At 68.4% G+C, this 20,621-nt stretch carries 20 protein-coding genes; 4 read left to right on the top strand and 16 right to left on the bottom strand.

The annotated features are described in order from the left end of the window. Positions 1-66 precede the first annotated feature (66 nt). Entirely contained in the window at positions 67-402 is a 336-nt protein-coding gene (locus tag EV644_RS36555; RefSeq protein ID WP_199240200.1) for a hypothetical protein, read from the top strand. Positions 403-414: 12 nt separating this feature from the next. On the opposite strand, the gene EV644_RS36550 is transcribed toward EV644_RS36555, so the two are convergent. Beyond that, positions 415-1,569 carry an epoxide hydrolase family protein gene (locus EV644_RS36550; RefSeq protein WP_132194915.1) on the bottom strand — a complete coding sequence of 385 codons (1,155 nt, stop codon included), beginning with the start codon at positions 1,567-1,569 and terminating at the stop codon, positions 415-417. Between the two features lie 62 nt (positions 1,570-1,631). Between EV644_RS36550 and EV644_RS36545 the strand changes: the two genes are divergently transcribed. Next, on the top strand, positions 1,632-2,597 hold the full coding sequence (locus EV644_RS36545) for a helix-turn-helix transcriptional regulator (protein ID WP_132194916.1): 966 nt from the start codon (positions 1,632-1,634) through the stop codon (positions 2,595-2,597). A gap of 59 nt (positions 2,598-2,656) precedes the next feature. Here EV644_RS36545 and EV644_RS36540 read toward each other — a convergent pair whose 3' ends face one another. Together EV644_RS36540 and EV644_RS36535 are read right to left on the bottom strand one after the other, a co-directional pair. Next, positions 2,657-3,022 (bottom strand): DUF488 domain-containing protein, encoded by a 366-nt coding sequence (locus tag EV644_RS36540; RefSeq protein ID WP_132194917.1) that lies wholly within the window; start codon positions 3,020-3,022, stop codon positions 2,657-2,659. Beyond that, positions 3,019-3,471: a MarR family winged helix-turn-helix transcriptional regulator gene (locus tag EV644_RS36535; RefSeq protein ID WP_132194918.1), complete on the bottom strand. Its 453-nt coding sequence runs from the start codon at positions 3,469-3,471 to the stop codon at positions 3,019-3,021. Before EV644_RS36535 ends, EV644_RS36540 begins: the two co-directional genes overlap by 4 nt. Before the next feature lie 350 nt (positions 3,472-3,821). Between EV644_RS36535 and EV644_RS36530 the strand changes: the two genes are divergently transcribed. Then, complete coding sequence (locus tag EV644_RS36530) at positions 3,822-4,865, top strand: slipin family protein (protein WP_241999274.1); 1,044 nt, start codon at positions 3,822-3,824, stop codon at positions 4,863-4,865. Between the two features lie 297 nt (positions 4,866-5,162). Here the strand turns inward: EV644_RS36530 and EV644_RS36525 are convergent, their stop codons facing one another. From EV644_RS36525 to EV644_RS36465, 13 genes are all read right to left on the bottom strand, one after another. Beyond that, on the bottom strand, positions 5,163-6,584 hold the full coding sequence (locus EV644_RS36525) for a V-type ATP synthase subunit B (protein ID WP_132194919.1): 1,422 nt from the start codon (positions 6,582-6,584) through the stop codon (positions 5,163-5,165). Next, positions 6,581-8,317: a V-type ATP synthase subunit A gene (locus EV644_RS36520; RefSeq protein WP_199240199.1), complete on the bottom strand. Its 1,737-nt coding sequence runs from the start codon at positions 8,315-8,317 to the stop codon at positions 6,581-6,583. Before EV644_RS36520 ends, EV644_RS36525 begins: the two co-directional genes overlap by 4 nt. A 59-nt stretch (positions 8,318-8,376) precedes the next feature. After that, the gene (locus EV644_RS36515) at positions 8,377-8,718 is read right to left on the bottom strand and encodes a V-type ATP synthase subunit F (protein WP_158293026.1); all 342 of its coding nucleotides are present in this window, start codon (positions 8,716-8,718) and stop codon (positions 8,377-8,379) included. A 29-nt stretch (positions 8,719-8,747) separates the two neighbouring features. Then, entirely contained in the window at positions 8,748-9,755 is a 1,008-nt protein-coding gene (locus tag EV644_RS36510; RefSeq protein ID WP_132194922.1) for a V0D/AC39 family V-type ATPase subunit, read from the bottom strand. Continuing rightward, on the bottom strand, positions 9,752-10,315 hold the full coding sequence (locus tag EV644_RS36505) for a V-type ATP synthase subunit E (RefSeq protein WP_132194924.1): 564 nt from the start codon (positions 10,313-10,315) through the stop codon (positions 9,752-9,754). Before EV644_RS36505 ends, EV644_RS36510 begins: the two co-directional genes overlap by 4 nt. Continuing rightward, the gene (locus EV644_RS36500; RefSeq protein WP_132194926.1) at positions 10,315-10,539 is read right to left on the bottom strand and encodes an ATP synthase subunit C-like protein; all 225 of its coding nucleotides are present in this window, start codon (positions 10,537-10,539) and stop codon (positions 10,315-10,317) included. The genes EV644_RS36505 and EV644_RS36500 overlap by 1 nt, the downstream gene beginning before the upstream one ends. 13 nt (positions 10,540-10,552) lie before the next feature. Continuing rightward, positions 10,553-12,490: a V-type ATPase 116kDa subunit family protein gene (locus EV644_RS36495; protein ID WP_132194928.1), complete on the bottom strand. Its 1,938-nt coding sequence runs from the start codon at positions 12,488-12,490 to the stop codon at positions 10,553-10,555. A 2-nt stretch (positions 12,491-12,492) separates the two neighbouring features. Beyond that, positions 12,493-12,867: a hypothetical protein gene (locus tag EV644_RS36490; protein WP_132194930.1), complete on the bottom strand. Its 375-nt coding sequence runs from the start codon at positions 12,865-12,867 to the stop codon at positions 12,493-12,495. Continuing rightward, a complete protein-coding gene (locus EV644_RS36485; RefSeq protein WP_132194932.1) occupies positions 12,864-13,532 on the bottom strand; it encodes a V-type ATP synthase subunit D in 669 nt (222 codons plus the stop codon). The genes EV644_RS36490 and EV644_RS36485 overlap by 4 nt, the downstream gene beginning before the upstream one ends. 164 nt (positions 13,533-13,696) lie before the next feature. Then, complete coding sequence (locus EV644_RS36480; RefSeq protein ID WP_132194934.1) at positions 13,697-14,128, bottom strand: DoxX family membrane protein; 432 nt, start codon at positions 14,126-14,128, stop codon at positions 13,697-13,699. A 125-nt stretch (positions 14,129-14,253) separates the two neighbouring features. Further along, the gene (locus EV644_RS36475; RefSeq protein ID WP_132194936.1) at positions 14,254-15,198 is read right to left on the bottom strand and encodes an NAD-dependent epimerase/dehydratase family protein; all 945 of its coding nucleotides are present in this window, start codon (positions 15,196-15,198) and stop codon (positions 14,254-14,256) included. Positions 15,199-15,246: 48 nt separating this feature from the next. Further along, a complete protein-coding gene (aceE, locus tag EV644_RS36470; protein ID WP_132194938.1) occupies positions 15,247-17,997 on the bottom strand; it encodes a pyruvate dehydrogenase (acetyl-transferring), homodimeric type in 2,751 nt (916 codons plus the stop codon). Then, entirely contained in the window at positions 17,994-18,986 is a 993-nt protein-coding gene (locus EV644_RS36465; RefSeq protein WP_132194940.1) for a universal stress protein, read from the bottom strand. Before EV644_RS36465 ends, aceE begins: the two co-directional genes overlap by 4 nt. Before the next feature lie 181 nt (positions 18,987-19,167). On the opposite strand from EV644_RS36465, the gene EV644_RS36460 reads away from it, so the two are divergent. Next, positions 19,168-20,409 carry a PucR family transcriptional regulator gene (locus EV644_RS36460; protein WP_132194942.1) on the top strand — a complete coding sequence of 414 codons (1,242 nt, stop codon included), beginning with the start codon at positions 19,168-19,170 and terminating at the stop codon, positions 20,407-20,409. Positions 20,410-20,621 lie beyond the last annotated feature (212 nt).

The raw sequence follows: 20,621 nt of genomic DNA, 5'->3' as shown, positions 1-20,621 counted from the left end.
GACACTCGCGAACCGCCCGCGGTGGCGACCCCGGCAGATCAGCCGACAGTGCGGATCCTGGCCGACGTGCACGAGCTGGTCGACGACCCACGCGTGTCGGGAGGTGCCAGGTGGACGCTGTCTGAACCGGGACGGCAACTCGATGCGAACCTCATCCATCTGCCGCCCGGGCGGCGCGTCGACACTCACACCGAACCGGACCTCGACGTGCTGCTCGTGGCTGTCGCGGGAGCCGGCACCGTCGGCACGCCGGACGACCTGCAGTCGGTTGCCGAGGGCAACCTCGTCTGGTTGCCGCACGGTTCGACCCGTAACATCACCGCCGGCGCCGATGGATTGTCCTACTTGACAGTCCATCGGCGCCGTCCTGGCTTGCAGATCAAGAACCGCCCGGATCAGTAGCTCTGACGGCAACTACGTCAGCGAGCGGACGAATTTGCGGACGTCGCCCAGCAGTAGGTCGGGTGCCTCCATCGCCGCGAAGTGGCCGCCACGCTCGAATTCGGTCCACCGCACGATGGTGTCGGTCTTCTCGGCGAATCGGCGAATCGCCACGTCGGTGGTGAAGACCGCCACTGCTGTCGGCACGGTCGAGCGCTCCTTTGGTGCCCAGGCGGAGGCGTCGTGGAACCGTTCGTAGTACGCGTTGGCCGATGACAGCGCCGTACCGGTGAACCAGTAGATGCTGATGTTTGTCAGGAGCCTGTCGCGATCGACCGCGTCGTCGGGGAGTTCGGCCTTCGGATCGGTCCAGTCCTTGAACTTCTCCGTGATCCAGGCCAACTGCGCGATCGGTGAGTCGATCAGGCCGTACGAAGCTGTCAACGGCCGGGTCCCTTGGATCTGCATGTACCCGGACTTGTCGTCCTGGAAGTCCTTGAACGCGGCGAGCCGCCCTCGTTCGGACTCGGTGAGTGCAGCCATGTCTTCCGGATCGCCGGTCGGGAAGGTTACGTGCGCGTTGACGTGGATCCCGATCACCTGGTCCGGAGCGAGCCGCCCGAGCGCCGGCAGGATGAACGCGCCCACGTCGCCACCCTGCGCGGCGTACCGTTCGTAGCCCAGCCGGTCCATCAATACGGCAAAGGCAGCGGCGGTACGTCCGTCGGTCCAGCCGGTCTTGGAGATAGGGCCTGAGAAGCCATGCCCGGGATGAGACGGGATCACCACGTGGAAGGCGTCGGCGTCGTCGCCGCCGTACTCGACCGGGTTGGTCAGTGGACCGATCAGGTCGAGGAACTCGACGACCGAGCCTGGCCAGCCGTGTACCAGCAGGAGGGGAGTCGCGCTCTCGACGGTCGATCGGACGTGCAGGAAGTGGACATCCTCTCCGTCGATGGTGGTGACGAACTGCGGGTAGCTGTTCAGCTCGGCCTCGTGCTTGCGCCAGTCGTACGACGCGGCCCAGTAGTCCGCGAGCTCCTTCAGATATGACGTGGGTACTCCGCGTTCCCAGCCGGACCCGGGGAGCTCGGCGGGCCAGCGGGTGCCGGCGAGCCGAGAGTGGAGGTCGTCGATGTCACCCTGCGGGATGTCGATGCGGAAGGGGCGGATGTCCATGTTGTCCATATCTCCACCCTAGAATCGAAGCAGGACAACTTCGGTCCTCTTTCGATGGCAGAATTCCGATCATGATCGAGACCTCTGGGCGGCTACTCAAGCTGCTCTCGTTGTTGCAGTCGCAGCGGGACTGGACCGGCTTGCAGCTCGCTGAGCGGCTCGATGTGACGGTCCGGACGGTGCGTCGCGACGTCGACAAGCTGCGCAACCTGGGCTATCCGGTGAATGCGACGCTTGGTGTCGCCGGGGGTTACCAACTGGGAGCGGGTGCGCAACTGCCGCCGCTGCTACTGGACGACGAGGAGGCCGTCGCGGTGGCGGTCGGTTTGCGGACCGCGGCCGGCGGCACCGTTGCGGGGATCGCGGAGACCTCGCTGCGTGCTCTGGCCAAGCTCGAACAGGTGCTGCCATCGCGGCTCCGCCATCGGGTGAACTCCCTGCAGCAGATGACGATTCCGCTGGTCGGTGGTGCGCCGACAGTCGACCCGGAGGTGCTGACCGCGGTCGCGGCGGTCTGCCGAGACCATCAGCGGCTGCGGTTCGACTACCACGACAAGGTCGGTGCGTCGACTGTCCGCACTACTGAGCCCCACCGGCTCGTCCATACCGGTCGTCGCTGGTACCTCGTTGCCTGGGACATCGATCGTGAAGACTGGCGGACCTTCCGGGTGGACCGGATGTCCCCGCGCATCCCGACCGGTCCGCGGTTCAAGGCGCGCGAGCTGTCCGACGAGGACGTCGCGCGGCTCACTTCGACCAGTATCTCGACCTCGGTCTACCGCGTTCAGGGCCGCTTCGTCGTGCACTCACCGGCGGCGCAGGTGCATGAGGTGGTTCCGCCGACGGCGGGCGTGGTGGAGCCGATCGACGACCGCACCTGCCGATTGATCGTAGGCTCGCCGTCCCTTGAACAGCTGGCGGTCTGGATCGCGCTGCTCGGCTTCGATTTCGACATCGAGGAACCGGCGGAGCTGCACAACGTGATCAGGCCCATCGTCACCCGTCTCAACCGAGCCTCACCGCCGGCCCCGACGTGAACCTCGGTTCCTCAGTCAGCGTGCGGTAGACCCGCATTGCCAGTCTTCTGGCCGGGATGTCAACGCGGTTCCCGCAGTAGGGTGGCCAGTACCGCTGCCTGGCTGTGGTCGACGTCCCTGGTTGCGGTCAGCAGTGTGAGGGCATCGTCTTCGGCCAGCGTGCGCAGGTGGTCGAGCGCTGTTCGTGCGACGGGGGTGGCCAGCTCGTCGCGGTAGCGCGCCTCGAACTGCGCGAACTTCTCCGGGACGTGGCCATACCACTTTCGCAGTTCGGTCGAGGGAGCGACGTCCTTGACCCATTCATCGAGGGCGGCGGCCTCCTTGCGTATCCCACGCGGCCACACGCGGTCCACGAGCACCCGGATGCCGTCGCCGGCTTCGGCCGGGTCGTAGATCCTGCGGACCCGGATGTCGCGGCGCGTCATGCCGCACCGTCCGGGGTCTCGCCCCAGTCCGGCACCGTCAGCGCGGTACCCATGCGCCGGAGCTCGTCGCGGTGCAGCGCGCTCAGACGCCCAAGCGCGCTCTGCCCGGGCTGCGTCAGTTCCACCCGGACAGCACGTGCGTCGCTCGGGTGGGCGGCACGGTGCAGCAGCCCTTGAGCCTGTGCCCGGTTCACCAGCTCGCCAACGCTGTGGTGGCGCAACTGAAGGCGGTCGGCCAGCTCGCTCATTGTTGCCCACTCGCGGCCGGGAAACCCCTTCAGTGCCAGCAGCAGTTGATACTGCTGCGGAGTCAGGCCATGGCTGCGGACCGTCTGCTCACTGAAGCGCAGATAGCGACGGATGCCGAAACGGAAGCGCGCCAACGCCTCGAAATCCGCCTTCGTCAGCGGTTCTGCCACCTGCTCGTCGTCCGTCGCCTTGGGCTGCATTGATCCGTCCTCAGTGGTTGCAATGAACCGGTACTGATCCAAGTATATCGTGTTACGATATAAATGTGCAGATCGCTCCACAGAGCGCGTGAGGCACCAGGAGGTGCGCCGTGGTTCGTGAGTCCGGGGCAGCGCGCGGGCCATGTCCGCGATCGCCACCGTCAGCGTTTCTCGCCGAGCAGGCGCCACAGCTGGCCGCGGCGAAGCCCGCTGAAATGCCCGACCGGTGGCGTTGGACCGCCGGATCAGCAGGGTGAAAGGCGGAGGAGGAACGAGATTCTCGGCAGCATGCCCGTCGGTCGTCGAGTTTGGTATCGACGAGACCGCGGGCGCCTTCAATCGGAGAAGAAATGATCATCCTTTATGTACTGCTCATTGCCTTGGCGGTCGGTCTGATCGGAGCGGCGGCTTCCATCCGTGTGGTCAAGCAGTTCGAGCGCGGTGTGGTGTTCCGGTTCGGGCAGGTTCGTCCGGAGGTGCGCGGCCCGGGGCTTGCCGTGCTGGTGCCGATCGCTGACCGGTTGCAGAAGGTCAACATGCAGATCATCACGATGTCCGTGCCCGCGCAGGACGGCATCACCCGCGACAACGTGACGGTTCGCGTCGACGCGGTCGTCTACTTCAGCGTGATCGACCCGGTGCGCGCGGCCGTCGACGTACAGGACTACATCTCTGCCATCGGCCAGGTCGCGCAGACCTCCCTGCGATCGATCATCGGCAAGAGCGACCTGGACGATCTGCTGTCCAACCGGGAGCGCCTCAACCAGGGCATGGAGTTGATGATCGACAGTCCCGCTTTGGACTGGGGCGTCCACATCGAGCGGGTGGAGATCAAGGATGTCGCACTACCGGAGACGATGAAGCGGTCGATGTCGCGGCAAGCCGAGGCGGAGCGAGAGCGCCGGGCCCGCATCATCACCGCCGACGGCGAACTACAGGCCTCCGAGAAACTGGGGCAGGCCGCCGAGGTGATGTCGGAACATCCGGCCGCCCTCCAATTGCGCCTGTTACAGACCGTCGTCGAGGTCGCCGCGGAGAAGAACTCGACACTGGTTCTGCCCTTCCCGGTCGAACTTCTCCGGTTCCTGGAACGATCGACACCGGCCGAGAACCCCAAGCCAACCGCCGGCGCTGACCCGACGACCACTGCGTCACCCGCCGCGAGAAGCGGCTCACGGGTTCCCGCCGCGGCCGACCTCCAGAAGGTGCGCGAGCTCGAGCAGACCGGTGGACCAGTCTCACCGGGTCGATCGAAGTTGCCCAGCGGACTGACCGCTACGGCACAGCTCCTGGCCGACGCAAGCGTGACCACGCCCGACGAAACGGCCGGTTCGGCGCAAACTGATTGGGGCGGACTACCCGTCGGTTCTGCCGACCCGGCCTGGCAACCCTGAGGATTGCCTGGACTCCCTGATCACGTTTCGCAGGTTCACGGGGCAACATGATCGCCGTGGGCAGGTCGCAGGGGCCCGGAACGGCGCACATGGGGTAGGCGGCGAGATCGTCCGGCATGTTCCTGCCGGACGGAGGGAATGGAAGCGCGACATGGCAACTGTCTCGTTCAAGGGAGCTACCCGGGCACGAAAAGCCCGGCCGTAGAGCAACACCTTCTGCTGGTCAGGGCGGGAACCTTGAAGCGGGCCATGATGCTCCCGAGGATCGTCAGTGCCAGATGAGGAGGGGTATCTCCATCAGGCGCCGGCCATCGTCTCCGTAGCCTCGTGGTGGTAGAGCGCGAGCTGTTCAGCGCTGACGCGCTTGAGCTCTCCTGCAGGGAAGGGGGAGAGCAGTTGCCATCCCAGTTCGAGGGTGTCGGTCAGGATGCGGCGCTCCGGTCCCTGGTCGAGGTAGATGGTCTCGAACGCGGCGGCGAAGGCAAGGTAGCGTCGGTCCTCGGGCGGCAGGCCGCTCTCGCCGACGATGGACATCAGGCGGCGGACCTCGCGGCCGCGGGCGTAGCAGGCGTACAGCTGGTCGGCCAGGCCTCGGTGGTCGTCGCGGGTCTTTCCGGCGCCGATGCCTGCGTTCATCAGGCGTGACAGTGACGGCAGCACGTCGATCGGTGGTTCGATGCCTTGCCGATCGAGATCACGCGACAGCACGATCTGGCCTTCGGTGATGTAGCCGGTGAGGTCGGGGATCGGGTGGGTGATGTCGTCGTCGGGCATGGTGAGGATCATCAGCTGGGTCAGCGATCCGGTGCCGCCGCGGACTCGGCCGGCCCGTTCATACAGTGAGGCCAGGTCGGTGTACATGTAGCCGGGGTACCCGCGGCGGCCAGGCATCTCCTCCCGGGCGGCGGAGATCTCCCGTAGCGCTTCGCAGTAGGCGGTCATGTCGGTCATCACGACGAGGACGTGCCGGTGCTGCTCGAACGCCAGGTATTCGGCCATGGTGAGCGCGACCCGGGGCGTCAGCAGGCGCTCGATGGTGGGGTCGTCGGCCAGGTTGAGCAGTAGGACGCTGCGGGCGGCGGCGCCTCCGGTCAGGAACTCGGCGCGGAAGAACTCCGCCTCCCGGCGGGTGACGCCCATGGCGGCGAAGATGACCACGACCTCGGCGTCGTCGCCAGGCACGCGTGCCTGGGCCGCGATCCTTGCGGCGAGGCCGTTCGCGGGCAGCCCGGCGCCGGAGAAGATCGGCAGTTTCTGGCCGCGGACCAACGTGACGAGTCCATCGATCGCCGACACGCCGGTCTCGATGAACTGGTCGGGGTGGGTGCGGGTGATCGGGTTGAGTGGCAGGCCGTTGACGTGGCGGTAGTCGTCCGGGACCGGTTGCGGGCCGCGGTCGCGTGGCCGGCCGCCGCCGTCGAGGACCCGTCCGAAGTAGTCGGCGCCCACGCCGGTCCGTGCGGCGCGGCCGCGGGTGAGGACGGCGGTTTCGCGGCGTCCGATGCCGACGGTTCCGCCGAAGACCTGGACGACGGCCAGGGAGCCGTCGAGCTCGAGCACCTGGCCTTCGCGGACGGGCCCGTCGCCGGTCTCGACCTCGACCAGTTCGCCGTAACCGACGCCGTCCATACCGTCCACGATGATCAGGGGTCCGGCAACCCGGGTCACGGTGCGGTGACCGACGGTGAAGGGGGAAGCGTGGGCTTCGGCGGTGGTCACAGCGAGCTCATTTCTTCGGCCATCCGCTCGATGAGGCGGGTGGCGGATTCGTCGACGTTCTCGGGGGGCCAGCGGCGCATCCGGCCGAGGTCGGCCAGCACGCTCGTGGCGGTGATGTCGGTGATGGCGACGCCCCGCTGAAGCGCGGCGCTCATCGCGGCACCGGCCTCGTGGACGACGCGCAGCATGGCCAGGAGCCGCTGGGGCGGGCAGGACGCGTCGAGATCGTCGAACGAGGACTGTTGGAGCAGGTCCTCACGCAACGCCTGCCCGATGCGCAGGGTGATCCGTTGCTCGGCGGCCAGCGCTTCGACGCCGAGCAGCGACACCACTTCCTGCAAGGCGCCCTCGTCTTGCAGGGCTGCTGACGCCCAGCGGCGCAGTGGCGACCAGTCGGCGCCGACCTCCCGGTCGAACCATTCGTCCAGGCCGTACTGGGAGAAGCTCCGCAGCCAGTTCACGGCGGGAAAGTGACGCTGCCGCGACAGGGCGGTGTCGAGTGCCCAGAAGCAGCCGGCGAGCCGCAGGCTGTTCTGGGTGATGGGCTCGGAGAAGTCACCGCCGGCCGGTGAGACGGCGCCGACGATCGTCACCGACCCGGTGCGCGGCGGTGCGCCGAGGCACTGGACCGCGCCCGCCCGTTCGTAGAACCCGGCCAGCCGGGTGGCCAGGTAGGCGGGGTAGCCGTCCTCGGCGGGCATCTCCTCCAGCCGGCTCGACACCTCGCGCAGCGCCTCGCCCCAGCGACTGGTCGAGTCGGCCATCATGGCGACGTCGTAGCCCTGGTCGCGGTAGTACTCGGCGATCGTGATGCCGCTGTAGATGCTGGCTTCGCGGGCGGCGACCGGCATGTTGGAGGTGTTCGCGATCAAGACGGTGCGTTCCATCAGCGGGGCGCCGGTGCGCGGATCGGTCAGCTGAGGGAACTGTTCGAGCACCTCGGTGAGTTCGTTGCCGCGTTCGCCGCAGCCGACGTAGACGACGATGTCGGCGGTCGAGAATTTCGCCAGGGCCTGTTCCAGCACGGTCTTGCCGGTCCCGAAACCCCCGGGGATGATGGCGCTGCCGCCGCGGGCGACCGGGAAGAGCAGGTCGAGGACCCGCTGGCCGGTGATCAGCGGCACGGTGAGCGGCAGCCGGTTCGCGACCGGACGCGCGCGGCGCAGCGGCCACCGGCGCATCATCGCAACCGGAAGCCCGTCGATGTCGACCACCGGGTCGAGGATTGTGGCCGGGCCGGGCCGGATCGCGCTGATGATGCCGGCCATACCTGGGGGCACCAGAATCCGGTGCTCGATCGCTCGTCCCTCCGGGACGGATCCGAGCAGGTCGCCAGCCCCGACCCGATCCCCGACCTCGACGGCCGGCCGGAAATCCCAGCGGCGGTCGCGGTCGAGCCGTGGCGGGTCGGCGCCTCTGGCGATGTACAGGTTGCCGTCGGTGCTCAGGTTCTCCAGCGACCGCTGGGTGCCGTCGAGGATGCCGCCGAGCAGCCCGGGTCCGAGTTCGGCGTACAGCGGTTCGCCGGTCGCTTCGACCGGTTCGCCGACCTGCAGTCCGGTGGTGTCTTCGAAGACCTGCATCACCACCAGGTCGCCGTCGATCTTGATGACCTCGCCCAGCAGTTGTTCGGTGCCGACCCGCACCACGTCGAACAGGCGGGTGTGGGGCAGGTCGGTGGCGCTGACCACCGGGCCGGAGATCCTGGCTACTCGGCCGGTGTCGGTGATCACCTGTCTGGCCGCGCCTCTGCGATCTCGTGTCGCGGAACCGCTGTGTTGTCTGGTCGTAGTCATGGCGTGCCTCCGCTGGGGGTGAAGGTGATCTGGTAGCCGATCGCGCGGGCCAGCAGGTCGCGCAGCGCGGCGTCCTTGGCTGCGGAGACGTCGCCGTCCTCGTCGGGGAGGCTGAGGATGAGCGGGGAGGCCTGTTTGGTCCAGGTCGCGCGGATCGGTGCTGTGACGAGCGACCAAAGTGCTCCGTGGACGGCGATGACCGCGGTCTGGCCGTCGGCGATCCCTTGGGTGACCGCGGCGATGGTCTGGTCGGCGTCGGCGGCGGTGACGGTTCGCGCGCCGCCGAGACGGAAGCCAGTGGCGGTTGCGGGTGTAGCGACGACGAGTGCATCGGCCATGGGCTGGTCTGTTCTGGGCGACGTCGTCTTCATCGGACGAGCAGGTCTCGGACGTCGTAGGTGGGGGCGATGCCGGCGAGCAGGAGCCGGACGGTGCGCGCCTCGCATTCGGCGGCCAGCACGTAGCCGACGGGGATGTCTGCACCGAGGGGGTCGCCGCGTCGCACGCCGCGCACGCCCTGGCGCCACACGGCGACGTCCAGATCCCATTCGAGCGCAGCGAGGTCTTCGTCGCGGAGGTGCTGTTCAAGAGGTTGCCGCCAGCCCGGGCGGGCGGCCACAGCGGGCTGCGGATCGCCTTGCCGGGCGGCCAGCAGCGCAGCCACGGAGACCAGCCCTGTGGGTAGGAGCCGCGGTGTCTCCAGCGCCGGGTCGCGCAGTACGGCGAGCAGATTGGCCCGGTCGCACTCGGCCTGGATCAGCTCCAGGATGGGGCGGGCGGCCCGGCCGACCCATTCCAGCCGGTCGGTCCAGCCGTCGATCGCGGCCGCCGCGACGGTCGTCTCGAAGTCGTCGGGGTCGCCGTTCAGCTCGTAGTGCTCCCAAGCCGCGGGAAGCGCTCGGGCGGTCAGCGGATCGGGGAGCCGGTGTGCCGCCAGCCGCAGGACCGCGCTCGCGCCGTCAGGTGCCGCGGCGATGTCGGCCGCGGTTCGCTGGTCGAGCGCACCGACACCCATCACCGCGGCAAGCCGGACGGCTGCGGGCTGCCCGGTACGCGCGCCGCGCAGCAGCGCAAGGGTGTCTAGCAGGTCGTGCCGGGCCAGCAGCACCCCGACCGCGGTACCGGCCGTGCCGGCGTAGAGTCCCCGGACTCCGCGCAGCAGGTCGCGCAGCCGCCGGCCGACCGCCTCCAGGAGCCGGCGGTCGCCCACTTGGTCGCGGTTCAGGTAGGGACGGTAGGTCGACGCGGCGAGCCGTTCGGCGGCCGCCTCGCGGGAGACGCCGGCCAGCTGGTCGTAGTCGACTGGGCCGAGTAGGGCCGGCAGCCGCGCCCTGAGCCGGGTGTTGCCGGCGATGAAGTCGGCGCGGGCCGTCATGCGCCCTGCTCCCAGGAGCGGCTCAGTCCGGCCCTGATCTCCGGCCAGGTGTTCGCCAGCCGAGTGAGGTAGGTGTTGTCGACGCAGCGGCCCTCGTCGTCCTCGGCGATGGCGCCACCTGTCCCGAGGTCGGCGACCAGCTTCGCCGACACGTCAGGGCGTAGCGTCGCGGCGTCGGCCGGGTGGACGCGGAGCGTGGTGGCGTGAGGCAGCGCGGCGAGTACTTCGTCCACGCAGGCGACTGCGGCCTTCGCGCCGGCCAGGCTGCCCGGGAGGGTGAGCAGCTGTTCCCGGACCTTCCCGAGGACCTCCGCCAGCGCGTCGTCCCGGGCGGTTCGCACTGCCCTGCGGGCACCCGAACGGGCTGCGATCAACAGACTCTCTGCCCCCTGCTGGGCGGCGGTCTCGGCCGCAGTCACAGCGTCCGCTCGGACCCGGGCTCCGCGTTCACGGGCATCGGCGACTATCTGAGCTGCCTGTCGGCGTCGGTCCTGTTGGGCCTTCTCGTGTTCTGCTGCTCCTTCTTCCTCCAGCGCGGTGAGCAGGTCGCGCAGCGCCATCACTTGCCCCCGAGCAGCAAGATGATCATCGCTGCGACCGCGAACCCGAGGATGACCAACGTCTCCGGGATGGCCACGAGCAGGATCGCGCGGCCGGTCAGCTCAGGTTTCTCCGCCACCGCGCCCATGGCTGCGGCCCCGATCCGCGCCTGGGCGTAGCCAGTGGCCAATGCGGACAGGCCGACAGCGAGGCCGGCGGCGAGGGCGATAAGTCCGAGTTCCATGATGTTTGTCCTTTCAGACAGGCGACCCTGCCGGAACCGGCTCGGGTGAAGTGAGGGCGGGGGAGGGCAGCGCAGTGACGCTCTCGGACTCGGGGCCCTGGGCAACGGAACCGCCCAGAGGTGCGAAGAGTCGGCCGCCGCCTTCGTAGAACTGTCCGAAGAACTCGACGTAGTGCAGCCGGAGCGCCTGGATCGTCGGACTGAAGGCCGCGAGGGCGAGGTTCAGCGCATGGAACAGGGTGGCGACGAGGAGTCCGAGCAGCAGCGGTCCCCTGGTTCCGAGCTGGTTGGCGACCTCGGCGAGGTAGGTAGAGGCGAGACCGACCGCCGCGAGCCGCAGGTAGGACAAGACGTTGCCGAGGGTGCCGAGCAGATCGAGGGGGCCCAGCAGCAGCCCGAGCGCGCCCTGGGACACGCAGGCCACAACGACACCCACGACGAGCGCCGCAACCGCAGGGGTCAGTACCTCCGGGGGGAATCCCGCGGCAGCGACACCGGCCAACCCGAATAGCCCGGCGAGCACGAGCAAGGTGCCTGCTTTCGAGGCCAGATGCCGGTGGTGGTGTCCGCGGGCGGCTGTCCAGACACCCAGCAGCAAGCCCAAGACGACGTGGATGAGGCCGATGGCCAGAGAGAACAGCAGCAACGGCTGGAGCGCGGTCGGGCCGCCTCGGTAGAACCAGAGCGCTGGCATGCCGATGCTGTGACCCAAGCTGCCGAGCGCTTCGCCGTACAGAAGACCGAACAGGACCGTCCAAGCTCCGCCGAGCGCCACGACCCGGCCTACTTCACTGATGGTGGTCCTCTTTGGCCAGTGCAGTCTGAGCCACCATCCGGCGCCCAGTAGGAGGGCGCCGTAGACGACGTCGCCAACCATCACGCCGAAGAAGATCGGCAGTGCCAGCGCTGTCAGCCCTGTGGGGTCCAAGTCGCCGCGCGCCGGCCAGGACAAGAGCCCGACCAACTGCTGGAATGGCTGCCAGCTGGTCGGGTTCCGCAGCAGTACTGGTTGGTCTTCGGCGTGTGCACGGGTGTCGAGGCGCTCGACGGCGACGGCCGGACCGAGCCGGTCGGCCAGTGCCCGCTCGACCCGTGCGGTCTGTTTGGCCGGGACCCAGAGCCTGAGGACGAACGTGCGCGAGGACAGGTCCGCCTGCGTGGCTGCGACAGCGCGTTCGGCGCGGGCCCGCAGGTCGGCGCTGGTGGCGTGCAGCGACCCCGCGACCGGTTTGACCGTGGCGGCCAGCTGGGCCCGCACGCGGTCGCGTTCGCCGGGCAATGCGGTGAGTCGCCTCCGCATCGCCTCGACGGTCGCGCGCAGGGACTTGCCGGCGTAGGCGGCGGGGACACCTACCTCGACGATGCGCTCCGTGCCGAGCAGTGCGTTGACGTCGGGCAGGTTGGCGCGGCGAAGAACGAGTAGGCAGCCAACCGGGCTGCCGGGCGTCGCCGCCGAGGTCACCATCAAGTGGCCTCGGCCGAGCAGCTCGGCGAGTTGCCGGGTCAACTCGGGGACGATCCGCAGGTCCGGGTCGTCGAGAACCAGCGCCATGCTGGCCAGACCCAGGTTCGCCAGCTGCCGGTCGTTCAACCGACCCAGTTCGGGAACGAGCGGCTGCAGCGCGTCAAGGGCTTCGATGGAGCGGGGCAGGGCCTCAGCCTCGCCGCGTAGCTCCTCTTCCTCGGCCAGCAGCTTCGCCACCTCGGGTTCGAGGTGGTCGAGGGTGGTCCGGAGCGCGGCATCACCCAGCACAGCGCCGATCGCCGGCTGGTCGGCCAGGGCGCGCACGGCGTCGGTGCGGACGATCAGGTCGGCCAGATCAGACGGAGTCTCGCCGGGATCGACGATGGTCACGACTTCGGCCAGCCGCAGTTCCTGCAGGGCTGCGAGCGCGTCGTCCAACCTGGGTCGGAGCCCGGCGACCTCGAGCTGGGTGAGCGGAACCATCATGATCAGCTCGCCTCGTCCCGCGATGAGCAGGCCGGCTGCGGCAGGACCGCGTCGACGACAGTGGCGACGTCCTGGTCGCGGCGCTGGGCGGCGACTGAGGTCAGGTCGGCCGCGCTGCGGATGCCGGCTTGGGTCAACCGGGCGGCCTCGGCGCGGGCGGCGGACAGGATCGCGGCTGCTCGTTGCCGCGCCTCCTCCGCCGCCTGCGCTTCGGCCTCGGCGATGAGGTGATCCGCCTGCACCTGAGCTAGTGCCACCTCATCGCGGGCTTGGTCCGCCGCGGCCAGCCGGGCGGCGATCGAGTTCTCAAGGTCCCGCACCAACTCGTGCGGCGTCGCACGGTCCGTTGTTTCGCTGCTGTCGTGCGTGCGGCTCATGCGGCGCTCCAGGTGCGCTCGGGTCCGTCACTCGTGGCATCGCGGGAGGCCCGGCGGGTGCGGGCTCGCCTGAGCCGGGCGTGCTCCTCGCGTTCGCGCTCGTCCAGCGTCAGCGCGATCCGGCGCGCTTCGTCGTGGAGCTGGGGGAGCACGATGTTGTCCAAGGCATTGACTTGTTTGGTGGTCCGCTCGATCTCCGTGGCCAGACGGCGCACGCTCAACTCGACCGCACACAGGTCCAGCAGCCACTCCAGCTGTTCCTCGTAGGCGAGCGCGACGGTGTCGAGGTGGGCCGATACCAGGGAAGGCGCCCAGCCGCGGGTGGCTGGGCTGCGGCGTACCGGATCGTGACGCAGGTCGAACACGTGGACGCCGGCCACAGTCCGGGATCGCAGATCCGCGCCGATCCCGGTCGCGGCGGCCAGGGCACCCGATGCGAGTGCCTCCGGGCCGTAGACCGCGGTGGCCTGGTCAAGACGCTGCCGGGCTTGGACCGCGAGGTTGCGCAGCCGCTCCAGCCCGTCCAGGAGCTCGGTCTGGTGGTGGCGGAACTCCCGCACCAGCGCCGTTCTCTTGTCTTTGAGCAGATCCCGGCCTTGAGCGACGAAGACCGCCCGCCTGCGGCGGTCTAGCAACTCACTTCGGGTCGCGACAAGGGATTGCATGGCACACTCCCGGATGCTTGCCTGAGGGACGTCACAACGAGGACGTTCGTGTTGCGCGAAGCAACAGTCACCTTGGGACGCGTTGCGGATACCAGACCTCCAGCCACCGCAGGCGGTGGGCGGATCCTTCAACGCCAACGGGGTTATGTCGGTCGTTGTTCTCGTCAGGAGCCGTGTCGTGCCGGCGCGTACTTGGTGGCGAGTCGGGCCAGCGCAAGGGCGGCGACCAGGAGGCCGAAGTCGCGCAGCGCAACGTCGTAGAAGCCTGAGAGCGTCAATAGGTTCAGGATGATGCCCGCAAGCCAGGCCGCGACGATCAGCGCGCCGTAGCGCGGAATCAGGGCGACGGCCACACCGGCGACGATCTCGATGACCCCGACGACATACATCGCGTCCTGCCCGGAGCCCGGGACGATGTCGTTGATCCACGGGGCCAGATAGCCCGGCCAGTCGGTGAGCAGGTTCGCGAACTTGTCCAGACCGAACACGATCGGCGCCACCGTGAAGACAGTTCGCAGGGCGAGGAATGCCTGGTACGCCGGGTCGGACAGCGACTCCCGGCCGGTTGTGCGGGCGGTGCGCCCCTCAGTGCTCACAATTTGCTCCTTCTAGAGCGTCGATGTCCTTCTATGCTTGCCTCGCCGCTTCGGAGTAGCACCGCCCCTCATCGGCTGACTTCGAGCCCCTCTTGTTGCCGATGATCGGCAACACCCAGATCGGCTCAGGGCCGGGCGGCGTGGGTCAGCTCCGCGGCGAATCCCTGTCGCCAGGAGCTGTACCGCGGACTCCAGTCGAGGTTGCGCCGGGCGAGAGTGTTGTCGGCGCCGCGCAATTGGGTCATGAAGGCGACTCCCCAGCCTCCGGCGGCCAATCTGGCAAGAGCCACGGGGATGTGTCTCGGCGTGGGAGCGTCTAGCAGTTCGGCCAGAATGGGCAGCCACTCGCGGACCGGTGCCGGCTCGTCGTCGACGATGTTGAGAGCGCCGCGCACATGGCCGTGCAGCGCTGCGGCGATGGCCGATGCGGCGTCGTCGACGTGGGTGAAAGAGAAGGTGCCGTCACCGGTGCCGACGATCGGCACCTTGCCGGCCCGCACCTGGCGGACGAATGATCCACCAGGCGCGTAGATCGTGCCGGGGCCGTACAGATGACCGAGGCGCAGGACGAGTCCGCCTGCTTCCTCGGTGAGATCTTCCAGCTCCCGCAGGGCATCGAGCACCGGACCGAACTGCTTCGGCGGGTGCTGCCAGAAGGGCACGGCCTCGGTGGCCAGGCCCTGTCCGTCCGGGTCGTAGGCGTAGGCGAGTCCCTGGGTGATGATGCGCTTGGCTCCGGCCTGTTGCGCTGCGTCCACCAAGTTGAGGGTGCCCTGGGTCCGCAACCGGTTGGTCTGGGCGAACTCGCGGGACATCCGCCTCGGATTGATCCTGGGCGGGATCGCCGTGAGCAGATGGACGACGGCGTCGGGCTCGGCTACCCGTACGGCACGGCGCATCGCAGCATGATCCAGTGCGTCGGCTTGCACCACGTCGGCGCCCAGCGCCTCGATGGCGACGCCGGCGCCGTACGACCGTGCCAACCCGATGACCTCATGCCCGGTCGAGATGAGCAGTGGCACCAAGCACCTACCGATGACGCCGGTTGTCCCGGCTACGAAGACACGCATAATTCCTCCTGGAGAGTCGAGCACCGGACGGACACCCCCGCGCGGCGCTCACTGTGCTGGGCCATGGCCGGTGCCAGGACGGTTGGTGTGGGCGCCCAGGTGATAGGTCCTCTGCGCAGCGCCCGGCACGGAGGAGTCCAGTTCGCCGCACCCGGCGAGTTGCTGCAGCACCCGTAGAGCGATGGATGGAGGGTCGACACCGAAGTGGCGGCGGAGAGCGGCCCGGGTATCGGACCGACCGAATCCGTCGGTGCCCAGCGAGGCCCACGCTCGCGGGACGAAAGGTGCGATCTGATCGGGCACTGCCCGCATCCAGTCCGACACTGCGACGACCGGGCCTCGCGATTCGCTCAGGCGCCTGGTGACATAGGCGATCCGAGCGGGCTGGTCAGGGTGCGACAGGTTCCATTCGTCGACGGCGAGAGCGTCGCGACGCAGCTCAGTCCAAGACGTCACCGACCACACGTCGGCCTGGACACCCCAGTCGGAGTGCAGGAGGCGCTGCGCCTCCAGCGCCCACGGCATAGCGATGCCTGAAGCAAGGATCTGCGCCTTCGGCCAACTGTCGTCTGCGGCAGGGGAGTAGCGGTGCATCCCGGCCAGGATGCCGTCGACGTCGACGGCGGTGGGCTCGGCCGGTTGCGAGATCGGTTCGTTGTAGAGGGTGAGGTAGTAGAAGACGTTCTGGTCTTCGCCGGGTCGTGGTTCGCCGTACATTCGCCGGAGTGCGTCGGCGGTGATGTGGCCGAGTTCGAATGCGTAGGCGGCGTCGTAGGCCACGCAGGCCGGGTTGGTGGATGCCAGCAGCAGCGAGTGGCCGTCCTGGTGCTGCAGTCCTTCGCCGTTGAGGGTGGTACGGCCGGCGGTGGCGCCGAGCAGGAATCCTCGGGTCATCTGGTCTGCTGCGGCCCACAGTTGGTCGCCGGTGCGCTGGAACCCGAACATCGAGTAGAAGATGTAGAGCGGGATCATCGGCTCGCCGTGGGTGGCGTACGACGTGCCGGCCGCGGTCCAGGAAGCCGCTGAGCCGGCCTCGGTGATGCCCTCGTGCAGGAGAACGCCGTGGGTGTCTTCTTGGTAGCTCAGCATCTGTTCCCGGTCCACAGACAGGTAGTTCTGCCCGTGCGGGGAGTAGATCTTCTTGGACGGGAACAACGAATCCAGTCCGAAGGTCCGGGCTTCGTCGGGGATGATCGGCACGAACCGGTGACCCATCTGTGGGTCTTTCATCAGGTCCTTGAGCAGGCGGACGAATGCCATTGTGGTGGCGACCTCTTGTCGGCCAGAGCCGCGCCGGGCTACGTCGTACGCAGCCTCGCCGGGTAGTCGAAGAGGCTTGCCGGCGACTCTGCGGGCCGGCAGGTAGCCGCCGAGGGTGCGACGCCGCTCATGCAGATACTGCAGCTCGGGTGAGTCCTCCGATGGCCGGTAGTAGGGCGGCTTCACCTCGTCGAGCGCCGAGTCGGGGATCTCCAGGAACAGCCGGTCCCGGAATCCCTTGAGGTCCTCAAGGGTCAACTTCTTCATCTGGTGAGTGGAGTTGCGCCCCTCGAAATGGGATCCGAGGGTCCATCCCTTGATGGTCTTGGCCAGGATCACCGTCGGCTGCCCGGTGTGTTCGGTGGCCGCTCGGTACGCGGCGTAGAGCTTTCGGTAGTCGTGTCCGCCGCGTTTGAGGTTCGAGATCCCAGTGTCGGACAGGTGCTCGACCATAGCGGCGGTGCGGGGGTCGCGGCCGAAGAAGTGCTCTCGGACGAACGCACCAGACTCGGCCTTGAAGGTCTGGAAGTCCCCGTCGGGGGTGGTGTTCATCAGGTTCAGCAGTGCGCCGTCGGTGTCGGCGGCCAGCAGCGGATCCCACTCCCGGCCCCAGATCACCTTGATGACGTTCCAGCCGGCGCCGCGGAAGTACGACTCCAGTTCCTGGATGATCTTGCCGTTGCCGCGGACCGGGCCGTCGAGGCGTTGCAGGTTGCAGTTGACGACGAAGGTGAGATTGTCCAGTTCCTCGCGCGCCGCGACACCGATCGCACTGAGGGACTCCGGCTCGTCCATCTCGCCGTCACCGAGGAACGCCCACACCCGCTGGCCGCTGGTGTCCTTGAGGCCGCGGTCGTGCAGGTAGCGGTTGAAGCGGGCCTGGTAGATCGCGTTGATCGCCCCCAGCCCCATCGAGACGGTCGGGAACTCCCAGAAGTCCGGCATCAGCCGCGGGTGCGGATAAGACGACAACCCGCCGCCGGGTCCGGCGTGGGAGAACTCCTGCCGGAACCCGTCGAGCTGGTCGCTGGTCAGCCGCCCTTCCAGGAACGCCCGCGCGTAGATGCCGGGGGAGGCGTGGCCTTGGAAATAGATCTGGTCGCCGCCACCGGGCGCGTCGTGGCCGCGGAAGAAGTGGTTGAACCCGACCTCGTACAAGGCCGCGGCGGAGGCATAGGTGGAGATGTGCCCGCCGACGCCGATATCTGGCCGCTGTGCCCGGTGGACCATGACGGCCGCGTTCCAGCGGTTGTAGGCCCGGATCCGCCGCTCGACGTGCTCGTCGCCGGGGAAGACGGGCTCGGCGTCAGAGGCGATCGTGTTGAGGTAGTCGGTGCTGCGCAGATTCGACACGCCGACGCGCCGGTCGCGGGCTCGCTGCAGCACGCTGAGCATCAGGTACCGCGCCCGGTTCCGCCCTGCGTGGTCGACCACCTGGTCGAGCGATTCCAGCCATTCCTGGGTCTCTGTGGGGTCCAGGTCGAGGAGTTGGCTGTTCAGCCCGAGGCTTTCCGGCAGGCCTTGCGACGCGGACGTCATGACCGCTCCTTCAGCTCTGCGAGGTGGCTCGGTGCTGCGATCTGGAGGCTGCGCCGGCGCGCAGGCAGCGGTTTGAGGGACTTGGTCCGGAGGGGGTGGACGACGGCTACGGGGCAGGCGGCGTGGTGCAGGACGGCCTGGCTGACGGAGCCCAGCAGCATGCCGGTGAAGCCACCGCGCCCATGCGAGCCGACCACGACCAGTTCGGCGCCGTCGGATTCATCGATCAGCGCCTGGGCTGGATGAGAGTGCACGAGCTTCACCTCCAGATCGATGCCGGGGAAGAGCACCCGCTTGCTCTCCATCGACTCGGCGAACAGCTGCTGTTCGACCTGCTCGACGATGTCCGCGGGGACGGCGAACGATGGGTGCTGTCGGGTCGCCGTCGCGGCATGGACGGCGGTGACTCCGATGCGACGACGGGCCGCCTCCTGAAAGGCGAACCGGATCGCCGCGGTCGAGACCTCCGACCCGTCGACGCCGACGACGACCCGGCCAGTTGGAACGGTCGGGAACGCTGTGCCATCGCGGTGTGGATGGACGACGATCACCGGGCACGGAGCATGCGCGGCCACGGCAGCGCTCACCGAACCCACCAGCAGACCACGGAAGCCGCCGAGGCCCCGGCTGCCCACGACCACCAGCGCAGCCCCTTGGGCTTGGCTCAGTAATGTCGGCGCAGCCCCGCCGACGAACAGCTCGCCGCCGACTCTGAGACCGGGGGCGACATGGCGCGCGTGCGCCTCCGCTTCGGCCAGCACCCACTCGGCCGCTGACTGGAGCGCGTTGTTCATGTCCCCGACCAATGTCATGTCGAGTGCGTTGCGGACCATCGGCCAGCTGAAGGTGTGAATGATGCGGAGTGGACAACGCCGAGACCATGCCTCCGCGGCGGCCCAGGCAAGGGCGGCCTGGGCAGAGATCGACCCGTCGACACCGACCACGACCGGCGGCCGGCCGCAGTTATCTACTGCATACGTCTTCGTCATGTGGGCCGCTCCGCTCCTGCTCTGGATGCTCTGCGGTTTCGACTGTGCCGTTCCGGCGGCACTCCAGGTACTGCCACGATCGGCGAACCTGTGACCAGCCTGATGGCCGACGCCCGGCAACGATGCTCTACTGGGGATCCACACCGCACAGACGCATCGATCCCGCGCGAAGGGAAGTGAGATGAGCGAATCCGGTGGGCTGTCGTGGCCGGGGACCGGTCCCACGAACAGCGCGGATGAAGCCTGGCTGACGGCGATCGCGCAGGCGGCCGCAGGCGATGCCCAGGCGCCGCTGGAGCTGCTGGTCGAATACCTCACCCTGCTCGCGGACGCGGCCATCTCCGGGCGGCGACCGCGCGAGCATGAGTTGGCGATCGTGCGTGAACTCGGGCGACGCGCCGCCGAGCAGGGCATCCCGGCCGGACGTGTCGTCGACCTGTACCTGTCCGCGGCCTGGCGGATGTGGCGAGACCTGCCCGACGTCGTCCCATACCGCGACCGCGACACGGTCCGTGCCTCGGCGCAGGCGGTACTGCGCGCTGTCGGTGAAGCGATCGCCGTACTCGTCGACAGCTACCAGGCCGCCACCCAGCAACTGATCCGGCAAGAGGAATCGCTGCGCCGCGAACTGGTGGACGACCTGCTCCGCGGCGACGCCGATGTCTCCCGAATGGTTGAGCGCGCCGAACCCTTCGGGCTCGACCTCGGCCGGCCCCACCAGGTGGTTCTAGCAGCGCCCGCCGACGGGCTGCCTGACGGCGACACGACTGCCGGCATGCTGGAACGGTTCATTCTCGACCGCTTCGGCGACCGCGAGGTTCTCGTCGCCACCAAGGATGGCCTACTGGTGGTCCTGATCCCGGCAACCGCCCCGTCCGCAGCACCGCGCACCACCACCAAGGACATCGGGGAACTCATCCACGACGCGTTGGTCCGGCACCGGGCGGACCGTGCCTGGCGCGTCTCGACGGGCCGCGCCTACCCGGGCGCCTACGGCATCGCGCGCTCGTACGAGGAGGCGCGTGAAGCGCTGATGCTCGCCGACCGGCTACAGCTCGACGCAGCCGTCGTCGATGCCCGCGACATGCTCGTGTACCGGGTCCTGGTCCGCGACCAGGCTGCCATCGTCGATCTCATCCAGGCCGTGCTCGTCCCGCTGACCCAGGCCCGTGGGGGTGCAGAGCCGTTGGTACAGACCCTCGAGGCGTACTTCGCGACCGGCGAGGTCGCCACCGAGGCCGCGCGACGCCTGAACATGTCGGTCCGCACCGTCACCTACAGGCTGGACAAGGTGAAGACTCTGACGGGCCATGACCCGGGCGATCCAGCGCAGCGGTTCACCCTGCACATCGCCGTCCTCGGCGCACGCCTTCTCGAATGGCCTGCGCGTGATCTTCCCTCGGGCGCGGAGACCCACGCCTAGCCGACTCGACTCTGGCCCACGGGGGCCATCGTTGCCGGGCGTCGGCCAACAGGCCGGCCTCAGGTTCGCCGATCGGTGCCGTACCTGTCATCGCCACGCGGCGGCAAAGTCATAGCTGCACGAACAAGGCCCGCGAGCTGCGGCTCGCCGAGCGCGAACCTCGAAGCGGACTGTCCTTCGTGTGCATGGCCGAGTCACGGGCCGGTCTTTCG

It is taken from the genome of Kribbella orskensis (assembly GCF_004342085.1).
GTDB lineage: Bacteria > Actinomycetota > Actinomycetes > Propionibacteriales > Kribbellaceae > Kribbella > Kribbella orskensis.
This window is presented reverse-complemented; position numbering and strand designations above follow the sequence as displayed.